The 21,645-nt window shown below is 48.9% G+C and carries 15 protein-coding genes; 7 read left to right on the top strand and 8 right to left on the bottom strand.

Annotation, left to right across the window (positions count from 1 at the left end; genetic code table 11):
* Window positions 1–92: 92 nt before the first annotated feature.
* Both FPG75_RS24050 and FPG75_RS24045 read right to left on the bottom strand, forming a co-directional pair.
* Entirely contained in the window at window positions 93–1,214 is a 1,122-nt protein-coding gene (locus FPG75_RS24050; protein WP_161596908.1) for a FecR family protein, read from the bottom strand.
* Between the two features lie 93 nt (window positions 1,215–1,307).
* Window positions 1,308–1,886: an RNA polymerase sigma factor gene (locus FPG75_RS24045; RefSeq protein ID WP_143310596.1), complete on the bottom strand. Its 579-nt coding sequence runs from the start codon at window positions 1,884–1,886 to the stop codon at window positions 1,308–1,310.
* Between the two features lie 230 nt (window positions 1,887–2,116).
* Between FPG75_RS24045 and FPG75_RS24040 the strand changes: the two genes are divergently transcribed.
* The 3 genes from FPG75_RS24040 (at window position 2,117) to FPG75_RS24030 (ending at window position 6,145) form a co-directional block, all read left to right on the top strand.
* Window positions 2,117–4,096: a KUP/HAK/KT family potassium transporter gene (locus FPG75_RS24040; protein ID WP_143310595.1), complete on the top strand. Its 1,980-nt coding sequence runs from the start codon at window positions 2,117–2,119 to the stop codon at window positions 4,094–4,096.
* 135 nt (window positions 4,097–4,231) lie between these two features.
* Window positions 4,232–5,125 (top strand): lysophospholipid acyltransferase family protein, encoded by an 894-nt coding sequence (locus tag FPG75_RS24035; RefSeq protein WP_143310594.1) that lies wholly within the window; start codon window positions 4,232–4,234, stop codon window positions 5,123–5,125.
* Between the two features lie 21 nt (window positions 5,126–5,146).
* Window positions 5,147–6,145, top strand: a complete 999-nt coding sequence (locus FPG75_RS24030; RefSeq protein WP_143310593.1) for a fatty acid desaturase family protein — start codon at window positions 5,147–5,149, stop codon at window positions 6,143–6,145.
* Window positions 6,146–6,374: 229 nt separating this feature from the next.
* On the opposite strand, the gene FPG75_RS24025 is transcribed toward FPG75_RS24030, so the two are convergent.
* Complete coding sequence (locus FPG75_RS24025) at window positions 6,375–7,127, bottom strand: SDR family NAD(P)-dependent oxidoreductase (RefSeq protein WP_143310592.1); 753 nt, start codon at window positions 7,125–7,127, stop codon at window positions 6,375–6,377.
* Between the two features lie 182 nt (window positions 7,128–7,309).
* Here FPG75_RS24025 and FPG75_RS24020 point away from each other — a divergent pair, with 182 nt between their 5' ends.
* From FPG75_RS24020 to FPG75_RS24005, 4 genes are all read left to right on the top strand, one after another.
* Complete coding sequence (locus FPG75_RS24020) at window positions 7,310–7,690, top strand: hypothetical protein (RefSeq protein WP_143310591.1); 381 nt, start codon at window positions 7,310–7,312, stop codon at window positions 7,688–7,690.
* 9 nt (window positions 7,691–7,699) lie between these two features.
* Complete coding sequence (locus FPG75_RS24015; protein ID WP_143310590.1) at window positions 7,700–8,914, top strand: hypothetical protein; 1,215 nt, start codon at window positions 7,700–7,702, stop codon at window positions 8,912–8,914.
* Between the two features lie 19 nt (window positions 8,915–8,933).
* Complete coding sequence (locus tag FPG75_RS24010) at window positions 8,934–10,223, top strand: hypothetical protein (RefSeq protein ID WP_143310589.1); 1,290 nt, start codon at window positions 8,934–8,936, stop codon at window positions 10,221–10,223.
* 294 nt (window positions 10,224–10,517) lie between these two features.
* The gene (locus FPG75_RS24005) at window positions 10,518–11,294 is read left to right on the top strand and encodes a matrixin family metalloprotease (RefSeq protein WP_161596906.1); all 777 of its coding nucleotides are present in this window, start codon (window positions 10,518–10,520) and stop codon (window positions 11,292–11,294) included.
* 413 nt (window positions 11,295–11,707) lie between these two features.
* Here FPG75_RS24005 and FPG75_RS24000 read toward each other — a convergent pair whose 3' ends face one another.
* Genes FPG75_RS24000 through FPG75_RS23980 form a run of 5 tightly spaced genes read right to left on the bottom strand, consistent with a single transcriptional unit; the run spans window position 11,708 to window position 21,634 of the window.
* Window positions 11,708–12,319: a hypothetical protein gene (locus tag FPG75_RS24000; RefSeq protein WP_143310587.1), complete on the bottom strand. Its 612-nt coding sequence runs from the start codon at window positions 12,317–12,319 to the stop codon at window positions 11,708–11,710.
* Between the two features lie 18 nt (window positions 12,320–12,337).
* Window positions 12,338–12,952 (bottom strand): hypothetical protein, encoded by a 615-nt coding sequence (locus FPG75_RS23995; RefSeq protein WP_143310586.1) that lies wholly within the window; start codon window positions 12,950–12,952, stop codon window positions 12,338–12,340.
* Window positions 12,953–12,973: 21 nt separating this feature from the next.
* Entirely contained in the window at window positions 12,974–13,594 is a 621-nt protein-coding gene (locus tag FPG75_RS23990; RefSeq protein WP_143310585.1) for a hypothetical protein, read from the bottom strand.
* 19 nt (window positions 13,595–13,613) lie between these two features.
* Window positions 13,614–15,302 (bottom strand): gliding motility-associated C-terminal domain-containing protein, encoded by a 1,689-nt coding sequence (locus FPG75_RS23985; protein ID WP_143310584.1) that lies wholly within the window; start codon window positions 15,300–15,302, stop codon window positions 13,614–13,616.
* Between the two features lie 17 nt (window positions 15,303–15,319).
* Window positions 15,320–21,634: a hypothetical protein gene (locus FPG75_RS23980; RefSeq protein WP_143310583.1), complete on the bottom strand. Its 6,315-nt coding sequence runs from the start codon at window positions 21,632–21,634 to the stop codon at window positions 15,320–15,322.
* Window positions 21,635–21,645: the final 11 nt, after the last annotated feature.

Genomic DNA, 21,645 nt, shown 5'->3' with positions numbered 1-21,645 from the left:
CTGGTTGATTAAATAATTTGTTTTTGTCAGGACAAAGCTCCGCCTATAGCTTTCCAGCTTTGTTCGCGTAATCACATGACGGGCGGAATATATTATGGCATAATGATCAGTTTTCTGCCATCGACCTTGCAATGTACGCCCATGGTGCCTAGCACGGTGAGAGTCTGCGGAAGGTCGAGGTTTCTTTTAATTTCGCCGCTGAAAGCGATGTGTGGTACGCCTTGTTCATACACGATCTCTACGTTGTACCAGCGTGCCAGCTGTCGCAGCACTTCATCGAGCGGTGTGTGATCGAAGCGGAACAGTCCATCTTTCCAGGCGACGGCCATTTCGGTATCGGTGTTATCGGCTATTTGCAGCTGGTGGCGGCTGATCACAGCCTGTTGTCCGGGCCGCAGCACTGCGGAATTGCCCTGATGCGTCATCTTCACGCTGCCCTGCAGCAAGGTGGTACGGATGGTTGGTTCGTCCGTATAGGCGTTGACGTTAAATACCGTACCTAACACTTCTACTGCGGCTTTGCCGTCTATGTCTACCATAAACGGGTTGTTGGCCTGTTGTTTCACATCAAAATAAACTTCGCCGGTCATTTTCACCTGGCGGTATTTTCCATTGAAGGCGGTCGGGAAGGTGATGCTGGAGCCTGCATTGAGCCATGCTGCCGTGCCATCAGGCAGGAGCAGTTTGTATTGGCCGCCGGGAGGCGTGGTAAGGGTGTGGTATTCCGTGCTACCAGCCTTACCATTATAATCCAGCTCACCGCTGTTATTGTTCACTTGTAATCCGCCGCTTTGTATGATATTACCATGGGCGCTATCCAGTTGTATCTCACGGCCATTGGCCAGTGTGAGCATTGCATGGTTGCCTTGTTTCACCGTGGCGGCGATACCTGCCAGCGGCTTTTCTTTCGGATGGCGCAGCCATAAAAATGTGGCGCCCGCAGCGGCCAGCAACAAGGCCACAGCGGCGGCATAGCGGCGCCAGGGCCGGCGCAGCGACACAACAGGAGCAGCTGTACTCTCCATCAACCTGTTGAGGATGCGTGCACTGGCAGCCGGCGAAAGCGCCGGAGGCTCCCCGAAAGAACGGCGGTAGGCCGCTTCCAGCAAGGGTTCCAGGTCTGTATCTTCCCCTACAGGATTTTCCTTCAGCCATGCAAACAATACTTCTCCTTCTCCATCGGTAATGGTACCGTCCAGATACTTTTGAAGCAAGTCAGCAACAGGAAAATTTTTTGGCTCCATATCAATAAGACTAATGAATAAAACAAATGGGTGGATGCAACAGCAAAAAAATCTGAATTTTTTTTATTTCAGCGATACCAGCAGGATCAACAGAGAGATATTACCATGTTCGAGCAGGTATTCGCGGATCGATTTAACGGCGAGCGACAGGTGTTGTTTGAAAGTATTACGGGAGATGTTCATGATAGCTGCGGCCTCTTCGTAGCTCCTTCCCTGCTGGCGGCAGAGGATAAACGCTTCGCGGCGCTGCGGCGGCAGGTGGTTGATGGCCTTGTGCAGCAGCTCTTCGTATTGCCTGGCCTCTACAGCATTCATGAGCGACTGATCGCTGGCATCGAGGGAGATGCGGTGCATCACTTCATCGCGGATGGTATCGAACAGGGAGATGCGGTTCAGCTGCGTGAGCGCTGTATTACGCGCCAGCCGGTACAGGTAGGCGGCGAAAGAAGTCCTGATTTCCAGCTGCGCCCTGATCTCCCATATCTTCAGGAAAACGTCATGCACCAGGTCTTCCGTTAATACGGGGTTCTTGGTGAATTTGAGCAGATAGTTATAGATACCGCTGTGGTATTGCTGATATACAGTCGTAAACGCCTCGCGGTTGCCGAGGGCTAGTTGTTGTAGTAGTTCCTGTTCATTCATCCCTGTAATGCCCACAGCACTCCCTCCTGCTGCGGCAGGGGTAAATTTAATATTAATTGTCAGAATTTAATAGCGGGGGATTTTCAAGAGATTCATAACAGGACGGCTTAAAATACCCTTAAAATCCCTCATTTCCCTCCCCCTGCGCCAACAGCACACACCTGCTTATCGTAGCTTTGCGGAAAATATAGTCGGCGTGGTTACACCCCGGCACTTTTTCAACCTACGACATGGAGGCAAATCAACATCACCACCACTTTAAGAGGATCACTACCGCAGGTCTGCTCATTGCATTAGGAATCATTTATGGCGATATCGGTACCTCGCCTCTCTATACTTTCCAGACCATTATGAACGATGGCGGCGTGATCGACGAACAACTCGTTTTTGGCGCTATCTCCTGTATCTTCTGGACGCTGACCCTGCAAACCACCTTCAAATATGTGTTCATCACCTTACAGGCGGACAACAAAGGAGAAGGCGGCGTATTCTCGCTCTATGCGCTGGTACGGCGTTTCGGGCCCAAGCTGGTATTCCCGGCCATCATCGGTGCAGGCACTTTGCTCGCAGATGGTATCATCACACCTCCTATCACCGTTACCTCCGCTATTGAGGGCCTGAACATGGTGAAAGGGCTGGAAAATGTGATCGTGCCCGGCAACAGCCTGGTAGTGGAAATCGTGCTCGTCATATTACTGCTGCTCTTCATATTCCAGCGCTTCGGCACCAAAGTGGTGGGTGGCGCATTCGGTCCGGTGATGTTCCTCTGGTTCATGATGCTGGGCGTGCTCGGTATCAGCCAGATCATTCATTATCCGCATATCTTCCTGGCATTGAATCCAAAATATGCGATCTCCCTGCTCACCCAACACCCTAAAGGCTTCTGGCTCTTAGGCGCCGTATTCCTTTGTACCACCGGCGCAGAGGCACTGTATTCCGACCTCGGGCACTGCGGCAAAAAGAATATACAAACGACCTGGATATTTGTAAAGACCACGCTGATATTGAACTACCTGGGACAAGGCGCCTGGACCCTGCTGCAACACAAAAGCACGCTGGGAGGCGCCAATCCTTTCTTTGCGATCGTGCCTCACTGGTTCCTGCTGCCGGCGATCCTGATCGCTACCGCGGCCTCTATCATCGCCAGCCAGGCCTTGATCAGCGGCTCTTTCACACTGATCAGTGAAGCCATCAGCCTCAACTTCTGGCCCAAAGTAACGGTGAAGTTCCCAACCAATATCCGCGGCCAGATCTATATCCCGAGCATCAACTGGATATTATGTACCGGCTGCTTCATGGTGGTACTCTATTTCCGCACCAGCGAATCGATGACGGCCGCCTATGGCTTCTCCATCACCATCGCCATGCTGATGACCACCATCCTCATGTTCTACTTCCTCCGTTACGTAAAACATTATCCGCTGTGGATCGTATCACTGATCATGGTATTGTTCATCGCGGTGGAATCATCTTTCTTTGTCGCCAATGCGGTGAAGATCGTGAAACGCTTGTTCTTCCTGGTATTTGAAGTGGGCCTGATCTCCACCATGTACATCTGGTTCAATGCCCGCAAGATCACCAACCGCTTCCTGAGCTTCATCAACCTCAATAAACATCTCAACGAAATAACAGCGCTGAGCAAAGATACCACCACTCCCAAGATCGCGGCCAACCTCATCTATCTCACCAAAGCTGATCATCCCCACCAGATCGAGAAGCGGATACTCACCTCGATGTTCCAGCATACGCCCAAGCGGGCAGATATGTACTGGCTGGTCCATATCGAGCGCACAGACGAACCCTTTACCATGGAATATGGTGTAGAAGAAATAAGCGATAAGGTGATACGGATAGATTTCATGCTGGGCTTCCGCGTACAACCCAGGATAGGCCTCATGTTCCGCAATGTGGTAAAAGATATGCTGCACAACAAAGAGCTGAACATCCTGCAACGCTATCCCGCTATGGCAGCGGAAAATCTGCAAAATTACAAGTTCGTCATCTTTGAAAATGTATTGTCTTACGACAACGAGTTTTCCGTACAGGAAGGCTTTATCCTCAACAGTTATTTTGCCATCAACAAGCTCGCAACGTCCGACAGTAAAGCATTCGGGCTGGATGTAAACCAGACGCTGGTAGAAAAAATACCGCTGGTAGTGACACCCAAATCATGTGATGGCCTCAGGCAGGTCTTCTATAAAAAGATTTAGGGATTTCTTGATTTACGAATTTAGGGATTTAGTTTCCGGGAGAATTTTCCTGGAACCTAAATCCCTAAATCCGTAAATCAAAAAATCCCTAAATATTTAGTAGGGGTAAGCGCCAGCTTAGGTGTCATGTACTTGATGAAAAGAAAACTATCTGCCTTTGCTTATTATTTGCTGCTGCCGCTGATTTATGGGTTGTCATTGCTGCCGTTCCCGGTGCTTTATCTCGTGTCCGATACGATGTATGTATTATTATACTATGTTATCGGGTACCGGAGAAAGGTAGTATTGCAGAATCTGCGGAACGCCTTTCCGGGAAAAAGCGAACAGGATATCCGGCGTATCTGCAAAGATTTCTATCGTTATCTCTGTGATCTCTTCCTGGAGACCTTCAAAACGCTGACCATCAGCAAAAGCGCCATGGTGAAGCATTGCAGCTTTACGCCGGAAACGCTGGAACTGTTTATGCGACTGAAGGCCGAAGGCAAGAGCGTGATCCTGGTGATGGGACACAAAGGCAATTGGGAATGGGCCGGTAATACTTTCAGCATCCTTTGCCAACAACCGCTGTACGTAGTTTATCATCCGCTGGCCAATCCGCACTTCAATCAGCTGATGTATCACATGCGCACCCGCTTCGGCACCCGGCTGATCGCGATGCAGGATACGCTCCGCGAGATGCTGCGGCAACGCCAGGAAGTGAATGCCACCGCCTTTATCGCCGATCAGGCGCCCCCGCCCGGCAACGCACACTGGATGCCATTCCTGCAACAAGACACGCCTGTATTCAAAGGCGCTGAAAAAATCGCACAGAAGCTGAACTATCCGGTGGTATATGTCAGCGTTCAACGCCTGAAAAGAGGCTACTACGCGGTATCGGCAGCCCTGCTGACCACTACGCCTGTAACTGAAAAAGAGGGGGACATAACAGTTGCGCATACACGCAAACTGGAAGAAGACATCGTTGCGCAACCAGCCACCTGGCTCTGGTCGCACAAACGCTGGAAACACAAAAGGCCCGCCACTATTTAATCATCTTCACAAGACTTTATTATGCTGCAAGGAAAAGAACTGATCCTGGCTACGAAACCGTATGCATGCGAAAACAGGACCAAGAGCTGGCTGCTGGCCATTTCTACATTATTATTGCTGATGGCGGCGCTCAGTGGCGCCTTGCTCGCCCCCTGGCTCCTGTTGCGGCTCTGCTTCAGTATCCTCTCCGGCCTGCTCATCGTACGCATGTTCGTGATCTACCACGATCATCAACATCATACCATCCTGCATCGCTCCCCTGCCGCCGATGTGATCATGACCATTTTCGGCATCTATATACTGGCGCCTTCCAGTATCTGGAAACGTTCGCACGACCATCATCACAAGCACAATTCAAAATTGTTCAGCGCCAGTATTGGCTCCTATCCTATTATTACCAGAAAAAAATTTGCGGCCATTACGCCGGCAGAAAGGCGCCGCTACCTGTTCAGCCGCCACCCGCTTACGATTGCGGCCGGTTACCTGTCGATGTTCATGCTCGGTATGTGCGTACAATCCTTCCTCAGCAGCCCGCGCAAGCACATGGATGCCGCACTGGCGCTGCTGATACACCTCGGCGGCTCTGCCGTCATGATATATTTTCTCGGCTGGCAAAGCTGGCTGCTGTTCATCGGGCTGCCCTTCAGCATTGCATGCGGGCTGGGCGCCTATCTCTTTTATGCGCAACATAATTTCCCCGATGTTTCCTTCAACGTAAACCAGGAATGGTGCTATGATAAAGCGGCATTGCTATCGTCCAGCTATATGACCATGAACCCGGTGATGGCCTGGTTTACAGCCAATATCGGTTATCATCATATCCATCACCTGAATGCGCGCATACCTTTTTACCGGCTGCCGGAAGCCATGCAGCAGCTGCCTGAATTGCAAAGGCCGAAAACCACTTCCCTGCGCCTCCGCGATGTATGGGCCTGTTTGCGGCTCAAGGTATGGGACCCGGAAAAGAATTGTATGATTGGATTGAAGGAGGCGCGGAGGTTGTCTTACTCAGGATTATAATGATTGAAAGGATTACCAGGATTTTTTTTACAGGATTAATAAAGATTAAAAAAAGATTTGCGGAGAAGATTTTCGCGATAGAAGCCCTTGAAGCGCTCAAAGCGCTTCAAGGGCTGGAACCTTGTTGATCTTCCCGCAAATCTTTTTTTAATCTTTATTAATCCTGTAAAAAAAATCCTGGTAATCCTTTCAATCATTATAATCCTGAGTAAGACAACCTCCGCGCTTCTCAAAAGGCATGGTAACGCAAACCGCCGTCCACTACGGCTACGGAGCCGGTCACATAGCCTGCGCGCGGCGATGCCAGGAATACGGCCATGTTGGCGATATCCTGTGATACGCCGAAATCGCCGAGCGGGATTTGCGCAGCGGCAAAATCGGTACGTTGATCGGGCGTAAAAATACGGCGTGTATTTTCGGTGTCTATCAGTCCGGGCTGCAGCATATTCACCCGGATATTATAGCGGCCCAGCTCTCCTGCCAGTTGCTTGGACCAGGCCGCCAGCGCGGCTTTGTTTACTGCTGAAGCATTGATGGTACGCAATTCGTAAGTACTGCCTACATTGAGTATCACGCCTTCTTTGCGTTCTATCATCTGCGGCAGGAACTGTTGTGTGAGCTGGCGATGATGATCGAAGTCCAGTACAAAGGCAGCATGCCATTCTTCATCAGGGCCTGTTACCGACAGGGCGCGACTGCGGCCAGCATTGTTGACGAGAATATCGACATGACCCAGCGCGGCCAGTGCAGCTGCCGCAATTTTTTGCGGCCCTTCCGGCGCTACGAAATCATATGAGAAAGTGATGGGCGCCACGCCGCCGGCGGCAGCCACTTCTGCTTTCAAACTATCGAGTAATACTTCATTTCTTGCGGTCGCAAAAACCTGTACGCCTTCCAATGCCAGTTCTTTGGTGATGGCACGACCAAATCCTTGACTGGCGCCACTTACAACCGCTGTTTTTCCTTTCAGATGCAGATCCATAATATTGATTTTTGTTGTACAAATGTAGGCGGTGTTTTGATACGGCAACTCCGTTCAATCGATTGTGCGAAGCGTACAAAAATGTAAGTAAGGGATTGCCATTCCCGCATTTAAATGTTATCTTTACTATATGTGTTGTAGAACGTCCCTATTATGCTCAAATAACTTTTAACCCCAGAATTATGAAAGAAATATTTTTCAATCCCGACGGCGGAGCGCTGATTGCAAAAGCGATCTTTCCTCCCAGCGCTGCAGCTCCTGCCAGTTATGAATTGCTGTTACGCGAATCCGGCAGCAATATCACCACCAGCTTGCTGAAGGGCGACAACCTGAATCCACAGGATGATATCGTCACCTTGCCAATACCAGTGGATCAGAACAACGGCCGCCGCATCATCCTGGAAACAGGCTTCGTAGGTCTCGATATCACCCACACGCCCGACTATACCATCCAGCTGGAAATATGGCAGGATGGCGCCCGGCTGGGCTTTGAACAGGACAACGGCGCCTTTACCGGCAAGGCACAGTATTCCATTATCTTTATCCGGCTCACTGCCAATTAACCTGCTGAAATGATGAAACAATTATTTACAGGCCTCCTGTTGTTGCTCGCCATCGCAACATATGGCCAGGGCCTTGACTCTATAGCACTGAGCAAAATGAAGCTCAACTTCATTGTACCGGATATGCCGGCCTTCAAGAGTTTAGGCACGGAGCCTTCCAACCTGCTGCGCCCCTCTACCCCCATGCCATTGGCGGTAGCGATATCCGAATTTTACAAGGGCGATAAATTCATTATCCCGCGGGCCTTTGCGCTGGAGGTAACACCCGCGCAACTGCTGAATGCCAAAAGGAATATGGCTGATCCCAATTCACGCTATGTGAAAAACAAAGTGTGGAACAGTTTCCGGGTATCGCTGGGCAGTGCGCGCGACAGCGCCTTTGCTGCCGGCGGCCGCAAACTGGCGCTAGGCTTCCGTATCAACGTGATCAACAATGGCGAGATGGCCACCGATCCGGAAGCGCTCAAAGCCATCGTGGCCAAGCTCGCTGAATTCAGGGTGGCCACCCGCGGCCTGCGCCGCGCCTTCGCCACCAAATACCTGGAAACCGTGCGCAGCTGGGCCTTGCAGGCCAATCCCTCCGATTCTGTGCGGATACTTAAAGCCAGTCAGCTCGATGATATCACCGATTGGGACTTTATGCTCGATACCAAACTGAAATCCGATGCATCGGTACAGCAATCGTACAATACCTTCGCCGCCGCTTACCAGCAACCGGAATTTGATACCTGGTTCAGCGCCTTCAAAACTGCCTATAAAAAACAAAACTGGAATGCTACGAAACTGGATATCGCGCTGGCCATTATGGGCGCCGCGAAAGACAGCATGGTGGGCAATATCAAATTTGCGCAGGTAGCCTTCTGGGGCACCTATGCCCTCAAAACGGGCGACAACGGCCAGACGCTGATCGGCCTCAATGCAGGCATCGGCAAGGATACGATCAGTTTGACCAACGACAACAACTATTTCCGTTTATCCGTTCCCGTGAGGTACCTGATCGGCACCAACCGTGTGAAAGGATTTTGCGAACTGCAATATCAATATCTTGGCCAATACAAAACCCATAACGGTTTGCTCAATTTCGGCGCGGAACTCAATCCGCTTGATGGCGTGTGGCTTAACTTTTATGGCGGCGTGAACTATAATACCACGGCGGGTAACACTACTTTCGTGACCAGCCTGAATATCAAAGTGACCTTGCCGGAGAAATTTAGTTTCTTCTAAACGCTACATACCTGTATATATGCAAAAAACTCGTCCTTTACTATTCCCACTACTGCTGGTAGTGGCTGGTATTGCTACCTTTAAGTTTGCGTTCGAATTTATTCTTAACGGCAAGGATGAGAAAAAACAATTTCATGAGATCCGATGGGAGCCAAGAGAAGTGATCAACACGGTGATCGACAGCGCACTGATTGACACGGTTCCTATCCACCTGCTGGCCGAAGAGCGCCAGCACTTCGCCTTGATACCGGCCGGAAAAAAATCCATCGACAGTCTGCTGGTAAAACAACGAACTGCGTTGATACATGCCCGTGAGTATGTAGCCGCGATGAGCAATAGCGCTGTGGAGGCGTACGCCGATAAAAGTATACGCCTGGCGTCTTCCTTTAATCTCCGAGACCTGGTAAAGATTGATTCCAACCATAGCAGCTACAGACAACCAGTAGCAGTGATATATGCCGACAGCTCCCTCATTACCAAAAGCGTCACCTGTACTGTTTTGCTCCCGCTCAAAGATATGGACTCCGATCGTTTCTTCCTGAAATATCCCAACTTCGGCTTTTGGGCATTATCACTGCTGATACAGACAGTTCTCTACGTACTGCTGATACTTTTCCTTCTCTATAAAACCTTCTCTCACACAGAGAACTTTCCGCTGAAATGGAAAATACCATATGCAATATTGATTACCGTCGTATGTATTGCCTTCTATCGCTGGCTACTAAAATATAACGATGATACCGCTATTGTAAAACCCGAATTATTCATGAGTAATATGAATAGTATATTCAAGGTGATAAATCCGCTGGGATACATTACAGTTGCGCTTTGCTTCGCCGGCATGCTATTCTGTTCCGGTGCAGCTGCACGGATACTCAAAAACAATGCGATCGCCGCACACAAAGACGAATTATTGGAGATTAATAACAATTTCAAAATTTATTTTCTCATTGCCGCGCTTACGATGACCTTTGCGGTGATCGCCACCGGCCAGTTCTATACGGCTCTTAACTCACTCGATCTTGTGAAGGCTTATAACGCCACCATCGGCCACGATTACTTCCGCATGGAAATAGTATACCTCTATGGTATCCTGCATACATTTGTACTGATGGCATTCTACTTGCCCGCGCAATTACAGTTAAATGCTTCCAACCAGGCCATGCTGGCCGCTTTACCACCGGAAGAAGCAAAGGTAAAAGTGTTTGAGCCAGTGCCTATGATCAAGAAAGTGATGGACCTGCTGGTGATGGGCGCCCCTTTGCTCGCAGCTTTTGTGAAGTCGCTGATAGATGTACTGGCCGGGTAACAGCATTTCAAAGTGCCCGCCCATGGCGTAGTAGTGCTGAAGCTGGAAGGAACTATCCGCCCGCTCAATTCCTTCATGAAAGATATTACCCGCGGCTTTGATCAGCAAGTAATCCGTTAAAAATAGTCAGGACAGCGAATCATATCATCCATTGTTTTATTCTCCCCAAAAAATTATCCCGCTGCGATCTCCCGATAACATTTTCCTTTATCTTTGATGAAACCCAATATCTGCCTGAGCAAGGAAACCTATTTTGTACAACCCAAATCTATCACCCTTTTTAAAAAGCAGATCATGAAAACGAAGCACTTAACCTATTCTGTATGCCTGGCTGTGGCCATCATTACAGGATGCAACAAATCGTCTGAGGTACCCGCCCCCGCTGCTACCAGCGTATCCAAAGCAAAAGTATGTATCGACAAACCCGTGAACAAAGCCGGCAAACCCTTGACGGAAGGCGTTCTCGTAAAAGCCTCCCGCTGGGCCAATGGCAAAACGATCCGGGTGAAATTCCTCAATGGCAGCACTTTCCTGCGCAGCAAAGTACAAACGTATGCGAAGGTGTGGGAAAACTACGCCAACATCAAGTTCTCTTTCGTAGCCGACAACCAGGCCGCCGACCTCAAAGTGAACTTCGCCAGCGATAACAGCTCCTGGTCGTACATCGGAACTGATGCCCTGACCTACGCCCCGGGCAATGATGAATCTATTCACTTCGGCTGGTTCGACAGCAGCACTTCCGACTGGGAATTTTCCCGTACCGTTACCCACGAATTTGGCCATGCTATTGGCCTGGCGCATGAACAATCCAGTCCTGCCGCCAACATTCAATGGAACAAACCGGTAGTATATGCTTACTATGCGCAGCAAGGCTGGTCGCAATCAGATGTAGACTACAACGTATTCTACAAATACAGCGCACAGGTAACCCAATACAGCGCCTACGATCCGGCCTCCATCATGCAATACCCGATTGACGCCAGCTTCACCACCAACGGCTTCTCTGTTGGCTGGAACGCTGTATTATCCGCCACCGACAAAAGCTTCATAGCTTCCGTATATCCGAAATAGCGAAGGTTTTCCTTGCTCAGGATGATAATGATTTTCGGATTTTTTGATTTTGGGATTTTTTGATTTAATAGGAGATTGTCTGGACCAGGATTAAACGGATTAATAAGATTTTCCTGATTTAATGAGAAGATCAACGGTGGCGGATTTAAGCGAAGAAGCCCTTGAAGCGCTCAAAGCGCTTCAAGGGCTGGAACCTCGTTGATCTTCGCGTTAAATCATGAAAATCTTATTAATCCGTTTAATCCTGGTCCAGACAATCTCCCATTAAATCAAAAATCCCAAAATCAATAAATCCGAAAATAAAAAAATAACTCCGCCAGGAATGGCGGAGTAGCTGTTAAGTCCCCTTGAGTCTATCTACTAGACTTCAGCCTAAAGGACTTTGTATTTGGGGGTATCTGCCAATAAGTACTTTACATACCCGCGGGCGGCGAGGCCGAGCCTGTGGTGCCGCCGTTGAACGGTACGCTGATCAGCGGAAAAGCTGAGGCAATATTTTTACTGATGACCAACAATTGTATTTTCCAGTTGCCATTACCGCCATCGTCCGTAGTGGCGCCGCTGTAGTCCATATTCAGGTGCCAGGTGTTAGTGGATGTTGCAAAAACATTGGCGATGATGGGCGGCTCCACCATTGCGCCAGCCACTGTAGGCAGCCGCACATATTTACTGAATACCAATCCCACAATCGCGACAATGTATTTGGAGGTGTCGATCTTTGTATCATAATCGCGGATCCTGGCGCCTGCTACATTATTGAGGTTATAGGTGATGAGGCTGATGGTAGAAGCATTGTTCACTGTCGCGATCTTTACGATCTCTCCGGTAGAGAGCATGCCTAATGATCCAACGCTGCCGGTGGCCACCGGCATGCTATCAACATAAAATTTATTTTTCGTATATACGTTTCCGTTAACATCCCAGGTGCCGCGTGGCGTGCGGGCGCCTAGTCCCACTTTGGGCGCCTGCGCCCAGGCGGCGCTCATGGCGATACTCATCAAAAACAGTAATAATATCCTTTTCATCTGCAATACACTTTACATTCAAATACCACTGGGCGGCCCGGGGGCGCTACCTGAATTTCTTCCTCCCAGGTCTACCGACACCGGGCTGAGCATGCTGGCAACGATCTTGTTAACCGCCAGGATACTGATTTGCCAGGTGCCGTTACCTTCTGCCGAGCTGCCTCCTACATAATCGAGGTTGATATGCCAGGTGCTGCCGCTCGGGAACAGGCGTATCTTCAGCGGTGGTACTTTGTTATCGGTGGTGAGCGTGATCTTTTTGTTGAACGTATACCCGGCGATGGACAGTACGAAATCGGTAGTATCGATGCCGGTATCGAAGTCGGTGACGTTGTCTCCTTGTCCGCCGATATTCGATAAGGAATACGTCAGGAAGTTGAAGGAGGTGGTGTTGCCGCTGCGGGTCAATATCTTTACGATCTCGTTGTTCTGGCTGATGCCCAGCAAAGGCACACGGCTGTTGGTGGTAGCGATGCTGTCTATTTGTAAGATATCTTTGATATAGGTATCGCCGTTGATATCGAGTTCCTGCCGCGGGTTCATCTTGCCCACGCCCACCGCAGGCTTGCTTTGGGCCTGCAAACCATGAGTGATGGCAAGGAAGATGATCAATAGTATATAATATCTTTTCATATCGGTCAAGCGTTTTAATGATCAAAGGCCGCTGGGCGATGCCGCCGCGGTGAGGGTATCTTTGCCGTTAAAATTTTCTGTGATGGCGGGCAATGTTTTCGCGATGCTTTTGTTCATCACCAGCAGAAACAGTGTCCAGGTGCTGTTTACGGTAGGCGCCGTACCTACGTAATCGGCCGCCAGGTGCCAGGTGTTGGTATTATTATCCTGCCAGGTTTCAATACGGAGGGGCGCCATAGCCCTGCCATAAGCCAGTAATACAGGGTCTTTCAGATCATACGCTGCAATCGTTACCACGTAGTCCGTACTGGATATTTTTGTATCGAAATCATTCACCCAATCGAGGTTCACATTTTTCAGTTCATAAGAGACCATATTGATGGGCGTTACGTTACGGCCGCTTTGTGGCGCCACCTTTACGATCTGGTTATTGCTGGTGATACCGATCAATGGTGTTTGTCTGTCGGCGCTGCCCATGTTCTCTACGAACAGTTTACCTGAAATGAACAGGCTGCCGTTGATATCCATGGCGCCGCGTGCCGGCGTTTTCTTGCCAGTGGCCACTTTCACGTTGGCGGGCACTGGCGACTGTGCACGGAGTAGCACCGGTATCAACATAAACAGAAAAAAAATCGCTCTCATCTCTTCTATCATTTAAACATTAACGCATCAGTGTCAGGAAGCCTACGAAACGTTGTATCTTGTTAGACTGGGTTCTGTCGCTGATGGTGATCACGTAATAGTAAGTACCATCGGGCAGTTGGTCGCCAATGCGGAGCCCGCGGTTACAGCGGCCATCCCAGTCGTTTTGATAATCTGCATTTTCATATACTGCATCGCCCCAGCGGTTGAATATTTTCATATCCACTTTGGCATTGGGATCGAGGCCTTCGATCACGAAGCGGTCGTTGCGGCCATCACCGTTGGGCGAGATACCTTCCGGTATCTTCAGTTTCAAGGGTTGCAGGGTGATGGGCGTAGGATCGTTATAAGCCGTTGGGTCGCCGTTGTTATTCGGCGGCAGGATGGTTTTATCATTCGAAATATCTTTCACCACTACGTCGCCGTTTTTACCAGACACCTGTGCAGAACTGTAGAAGGTGCCATAGCGGCCTTCCGGCGAGATATTGAGCGTGAAGCTCACGGTATCCTGTTGTTGTGGCGCGATGGTACTAAGTGCTTTGAGTAGCTGTATATCTGCATTACCATCGAAGCCATCGTTCTGCACCAGGTCGCCGCTTTGGGAGATCTGCCCCGATCTTCTGAACTTCATCGGATATGGGAAGGTGTTAGCGAGATTATGGGTGAGCATCACGCTGTCCAGCGGCACATTGCCCATGTTACGTAGTATGAGCGTGATGGTGACGGTATACGTTTGATCCGGCTGCAATTGCGGTTCGCTGGCGATCTGCGCGAGGCCGATAAGCGCCTGGCGGAGCAGTTCGGAGAAAGTGAGCGGGCCTAGAGTGGCGAGTGCATGGCCGCTGTTGAGCGATCCGGCGCGTTCGTTGCCGCTCGCGTCTTTCCCGCCTTCGCTCACCCATTGTTGTCCGTCCCAGCGGGCCATCAGCAGTGCTGGCAGCGAGGTTACAATGGTATGTGTTTTATCTGCGTTCCAGGTGAGGGTAACGGTTACGGGCGTGCTGCCAGCTTCGCGGTCCATCACCCAATATTCCCCTATGTTCACTTTTCCGGTTTTACCATCGGTGATGCGGGGATCATAGGGAGAAAAATTACCATCCCGGTAGAAGTAAGCGGCAGCAATGGTTTCCGTGGCGCTGGCGGGCGCGCTGATGCCGGCAGGGCGATAGTACTGATCGTTACCAATCGGGTACATGAATGGCTCGTTACCGGTTTTCTTCACTTTACCGGAAACGTGGCTATTGTCTGATGCGCCGAGGGCGCGGGCGCCGTTGAAGAAGGTGACCCAGCCTTTGTCGGTCGTTTTTACCACGCCATTATTAAAATACATATTCTTGCGGATGCCCATCTCATCATCCAGTTCGTAGGATATGCCCTGCATGCTGTTGCTCATCCACGCATTGAAAAGGGATACCGGCGCGGCGCCGTTGATCAGTTGCAGGTTCTTGCCCCTGAAGAAGGTGGTGCCGGTATCGGCAGTTGACATACTTCCGTTGTTGGTAAGATTGGCAGAGAAGGTGACCTGGCCATCGTTATAGTAATTACCATCATTCGAGAAATGATCCCCGAAATACACGATGGTATTCGGGTTCACGTGCAACGTGCCTTTGTTGACAGCAGTCTGGGCAGAAGCGCTGAGCGCTCCTGCCAGTAATGCGACTGCTGTTATTGTGTGCCTGCGTTGCCTGCTGAATAATAGTTTGATCATGTTCATGCTTTTCCTTGTTAGAACGTGTAGCTTACAACATACCAGGTGGTACCGTCGGATACCAGCGTTACTTTGAGTGCGCCGCCGGTGGCTCCTCCCGCGAACGACGAGAGCAGCGAATTGGATTGCGTACCGTCCGAGTACTGGATGTTCTGGTCGAACTGCAATGTTTGCGACGGCGAGAACTGGTTGATGATAAGCATTCGGTTCGTGCTGGATGCTACCGGTGGCAGCGTGATCGTACGGGTGGCGGTCATGCCTTTGACGATGATGATATAGTCATTGCTGGCTACGGTGTAGTTTTGATCCGTGATCACTTTCAGGTTGGTGAATACCGGGTTATTTCTCACGATGGAGAGGATGGTATCTTTCACCGGTGTAGTGACCAGGGTTTGGGCCAGCGTTTGCCTTACCTGCTGGCTGCCGAGGCTGTCGATGATCACTTGTTTGGTACTGTCGCGATAGGTTTTGCTGTTCACACCGATCTTGAAATGCTTGAACACGCTGCTATCGGCTTTGGACAGGACGTTACCATTGATATCATAGAGATCGATGAAACCGCGCTTGCCAACACTATCCGCTTTACCTCGGAGGTTATTGAAGATACTATCGCGAATGACTTTATTGTTTGTCACCATGTTGATGATGCTATCTCTCACGCGGCCTTTGTTGAGGCTGTCCAGCACTACGGTGCTTACGCTATCACGGAAAGCTTTGCTGTTCACTCCGATTTTGAAGTGCTTGAATACACTGCTATCGGACTTCGCCAGTACATTACCATTGATATCATAGAGATCAATGAAGCCGCGTTTACCAACGCTATCCGCTTTGCCACGGAGGTTATTGAAGATGCTATCGCGGATGACTTTATTATTGGTCACCATGTTGATGATGCTATCTCTCACGCGGCCTTTGTTGAGGCTGTCCAGTACTACGGTGCTTACGCTATCACGGAAAGCAAGCGAGTTCACACCGATCTTAAAGTGCTTAAATACACTACTATCGGATTTTGCCAATACGTTGCCATTGATATCATAGAGATCAATGAAACCGCGCTTGCCAACGCTATCCGCTTTACCTCGGAGGTTATTGAAGATGCTATCGCGGATCACTTTATTATTGGTCACCATGTTAACGATGCTATCTCTCACACGGCCTTTGTTAAGGCTGTCCAGCACTACGGTGCTTACACTATCGCGGAAAGCAAGGGAATTCACACCAATCTTGAAATGCTTAAATACACTACTATCAGACTTCGCCAGCACATTACCATTGATATCATAGAGATCAATGAAACCGCGCTTGCCAACACTATCCGCCTTACTGCGAAGGTTTACAAACATGCTATCACGGAACGTGGTGCTTTTGATCAAGCTATCTTTAATGCTACGGCTGGTCATCTGCAATACACTATCTCTCACACGGCCTTTGTTAAGACTATCCAGCACTACGGTACTTACGCTATCACGGAAAGCAAGGGAATTCACACCAATCTTGAAATGCTTGAACACACTGCTATCGGACTTCGCCAGCACATTACCATTAAGATCATAGAGATCAATGAAGCCACGCTTACCAACGCTATCCGCTTTACCTCGGAGGTTATTGAAGATACTATCGCGGATCACTTTATTATTGGTCACCATGTTAACGATACTATCTCTCACGCGGCCTTTATTGAGGCTGTCCAGTACTACGGTGCTTACACTATCACGGAAAGCAAGGGAGTTTACGCCTATCTTGAAGTGTTTAAATACACTGCTATCAGACTTCGCCAGCACATTACCATTGATATCATAGAGATCAATGAAACCACGTTTGCCAACGCTATCCGCCTTGCTGCGAAGGTTTACAAACATGCTATCACGGAACGTGGTGCTTTTGATCAAACTATCTTTAATGCTACGGCTGGTCATCTGCAATACGCTATCTCTCACGCGGCCTTTGTTGAGACTGTCCAGCACTACGGTGCTTACGCTATCGCGGAAAGCCAAAGAGTTCACACCGATCTTGAAGTGCTTGAACACACTACTATCAGACTTCGCCAACACATTACCATTGATATCATAGAGATCAATGAAGCCACGTTTCCCAACGCTATCCGCCTTGCTGCGGAGGTTTACAAACATGCTATCTCGGAACGTGGTGCTTTTGATCAAACTATCTTTAATGCTACGACTGGTCATCTGCAATACACTATCTCTCACGCGGCCTTTATTGAGGCTGTCCAGCACTACCGTGCTTACGCTGTCACGGAAGCCTTGGGAGTTCACACCGATCTTAAAGTGCTTAAATACACTACTATCGGACTTCGCCAGTACATTACCATTGATATCATAAAGATCAATGAAACCACGTTTGCCAACGCTGTCCGCCTTACCTCGGAGGTTATTGAAGATACTATCGCGGATGACTTTATTGTTGGTCACCATGTTGATGATGCTATCTCTCACGCGGCCTTTGTTGAGGCTATCCAGCACTACGGTGCTTACGCTGTCGCGGAAAGCAAGGGAGTTCACACCGATCTTGAAGTGCTTAAACACGCTGCTATCGGATTTCGCCAGCACATTGCCATTGATATCATAGAGATCAATGAAGCCACGCTTACCAACACTATCCGCTTTACCTCGGAGGTTTACAAACATGCTATCTCGGAACGTGGTGCTTTTGATCAAGCTATCTTTAATACTACGGCTGGTCATCTGTAATACACTATCTCTTACACGACCTTTGTTAAGACTATCCAATACTACGGTGCTTACGCTATCACGGAAAGCAAGGGAGTTCACACCGATTTTGAAGTGCTTAAATACACTACTATCGGACTTCGCCAGCACATTACCATTGATATCATAGAGATCAATGAAGCCACGTTTGCCAACGCTATCCGCTTTGCTGCGAAGGTTTACAAACATACTATCACGGAACGTGGTGCTCTTGATCAAACTATCCTTAATACTACGGCTGGTCATCTGTAATACACTATCTCTCACACGGCCTTTGTTTAGGCTGTCCAGCACTACGGTGCTTACGCTATCACGGAAAGCTAGGGAGTTTACGCCGATCTTGAAGTGCTTAAACACGCTGCTATCGGACTTCGCCAGCACATTACCATTGATATCATAAAGATCAATGAAACCACGTTTGCCAACGCTATCCGCCTTGCTGCGAAGGTTTACAAACATGCTATCACGGAACGTGGTGCTTTTGATCAAACTATCTTTAATGCTACGACTGGTCATCTGTAATACACTATCTCTCACGCGGCCTCTATTCAAACTATCCAGCACTACGGTACTTACGCTATCACGGAAGCCTTGGGAGTTCACACCAATCTTAAAGTGCTTGAATACACTGCTATCGGACTTCGCCAGCACATTACCATTAATATCATAGAGATCAATGAAACCACGTTTACCAACGCTATCCGCTTTACCTCGGAGATTATTGAAGATGCTATCGCGAATGACTTTATTATTGGTCACCATGTTCACGATACTGTCTCTCACACGGCCTTTGTTAAGGCTATCCAGCACTACGGTGCTTACGCTATCACGGAAGCCTTGGGAATTCACACCAATCTTGAAATGCTTGAACACACTGCTATCAGACTTCGCCAGCACATTACCATTGATATCATAGAGATCAATGAAGCCACGTTTACCTACACTATCCGCTTTTCCTCGGAGGTTATTGAAAATGCTATCACGGATCACTTTATTATTGGTCACCATGTTCACGATACTATCTCTCACACGACCTTTGTTGAGGCTATCTAGCACTACGGTGCTTACGCTATCACGGAAGCCTTGGGAATTCACACCAATCTTGAAATGCTTGAACACACTACTGTCAGACTTCGCCAGCACATTGCCATTGATATCATAGAGATCAATGAAACCACGTTTACCAACGCTATCCGCTTTGCCTCGGAGGTTTACAAACATGCTATCACGGAACGTGGTGCTTTTGATCAAACTATCTTTAATGCTACGGCTGGTCATCTGCAATACACTATCTCTCACACGGCCTCTATTCAAACTATCCAGCACTACGGTGCTTACGCTATCACGGAAAGCAAGGGAATTCACACCAATCTTGAAATGCTTGAAAACACTACTATCAGACTTCGCCAGCACATTGCCATTGATGTCATAGAGATCAATGAAGCCACGTTTACCAACACTATCCGCTTTTCCTCGGAGGTTATTGAAGATACTATCGCGGATGACTTTATTATTGGTCACCATGTTAACGATACTATCTCTCACACGGCCTTTGTTGAGGCTATCCAGCACGACGGTACTTACACTATCACGGAAAGCAAGTGAATTCACACCGATTTTAAAGTGCTTGAACACACTGCTATCAGACTTCGCCAGCACATTACCATTGATATCATAGAGATCAATGAAGCCACGCTTCCCAACGCTATCCGCCTTGCTGCGGAGGTTTACAAACATGCTATCACGGAACGTGGTGCTTTTGATCAAACTATCTTTAATGCTACGGCTGGTCATCTGCAATACACTATCTCTCACACGGCCTCTATTCAAACTATCTAGCACCACTGTACTCACGCTATCACGGAAGCCTTGGGAGTTCACACCAATCTTAAAGTGCTTGAACACACTACTATCAGACTTCGCCAGCACATTGCCATTGATGTCATAGAGATCAATGAAGCCACGTTTGCCAACACTATCCGCTTTGCCGCGAAGGTTTACAAACATGCTATCACGGAACGTGTTGCTTTTGATCAAGCTATCTTTAATACTACGGCTGGTCATCTGCAAGACGCTATCTCTCACACGGCCTCTATTCAAACTATCCAGCACTACGGTGCTTACACTGTCCCGGAAGCCTTGGGAATTCACACCAATCTTAAAGTGTTTAAATACACTACTATCAGACTTCGCCAGCACATTACCATTGATATCATAGAGATCAATGAAACCGCGCTTCCCAACGCTATCCGCTTTGCCACGGAGGTTTACAAACATGCTATCTCGGAACGTGTTGCTTTTGATCAAGCTATCTTTAATACTACGGCTGGTCATCTGCAAGACACTATCTCTCACGCGGCCTTTGTTGAGGCTATCCAGCACTACAGTGCTTACGCTATCACGGAAAGCAAGCGAGTTCACACCGATCTTAAAGTGCTTAAATACACTGCTATCGGACTTCGCCAACACATTACCATTGATATCATAGAGATCAATGAAACCTCGTTTACCAACACTATCCGCCTTGCCGCGAAGGTTTACAAACATACTATCACGGAACGTGTTGCTTTTGATCAAACTATCTTTAATATTACGGCTGGTCATCTGCAAGACGCTATCTCTCACACGGCCCTTATTCAAACTATCCAACACTACGGTGCTTACGCTGTCACGGAAACCCTGGGAATTCACACCGATTTTAAAATGCTTGAATACACTACTGTCCGCCCGCGACAGCACATTGCCATTGGCATCATACAAATCAATGAAGCCACGTTTGCCAACGCTATCCGCTTTGCCACGAAGGTTTACAAACATACTATCACGGAACGTGGTGCTCTTGATCAAACTATCTTTAATATTACGGCTGGTCATCTGCAATACACTATCTCTCACACGGCCTCTATTCAAACTATCCAGCACCACAGTGCTCACACTATCGCGCAACCCGCGGGAGTTCACCCCTATCCTGAAATATTTCAATACACTGCTATCGGCCCTCGACAACACATTGCCATTGCTATCATACAAGTCAATAAACCCGGACTTACCTACGCTGTCTTTCCTGATATCCCGGCTGCGGATCAGGCTGATCACCGTATCCCGGAAAAGCGAATCCGTCAGCAAGGCCTTCATATCAATATCCAGCCATACCGGCTTCAGCACGCTGCTATCTCCGCCAGCTATCACCAGCTTGTTGCTTTTCGAGCGCATATTCTGCCCGGAACTTTTGATGAGGTTGATGATAGAATCACGCAATACCTTGTTATTGGTGATCTCCGTAAGAAAATCACCGCCAACATAGATCCATTTGTTAGCCGGATTGCCATCAGCGCCGCTCCAATAATAGAAGCCGGCTCCGTTGCCGCCCTTTACGCCCGCAGCTGTGTTGAATACCAGCAAACCCTTTGCCGGCGCCACCGCCACGGGATAAGGATCCATTACATCCCGCAGCGCTATCCGCGGCACCAACACCCCCTTGTCGGCCGCCGTCACATCCAGGGCTGCCGAAGCATCAGGCGTAGTGGTACCAACGCCCACCTGCGCCTTAGCCGTCAGCGCAAGTAAAAAGAAGCAAGTCAGTAACAGGTAAAGTTTCCGTATCATATAGCGATCTT

The sequence above is a fragment of the Chitinophaga vietnamensis genome (genome assembly GCF_902167635.1).
Lineage (GTDB): Bacteria > Bacteroidota > Bacteroidia > Chitinophagales > Chitinophagaceae > Chitinophaga > Chitinophaga vietnamensis.
The sequence above is the reverse complement of the archived record's forward strand: the minus strand, read 5'-3'. Positions and strand labels throughout refer to the sequence as shown.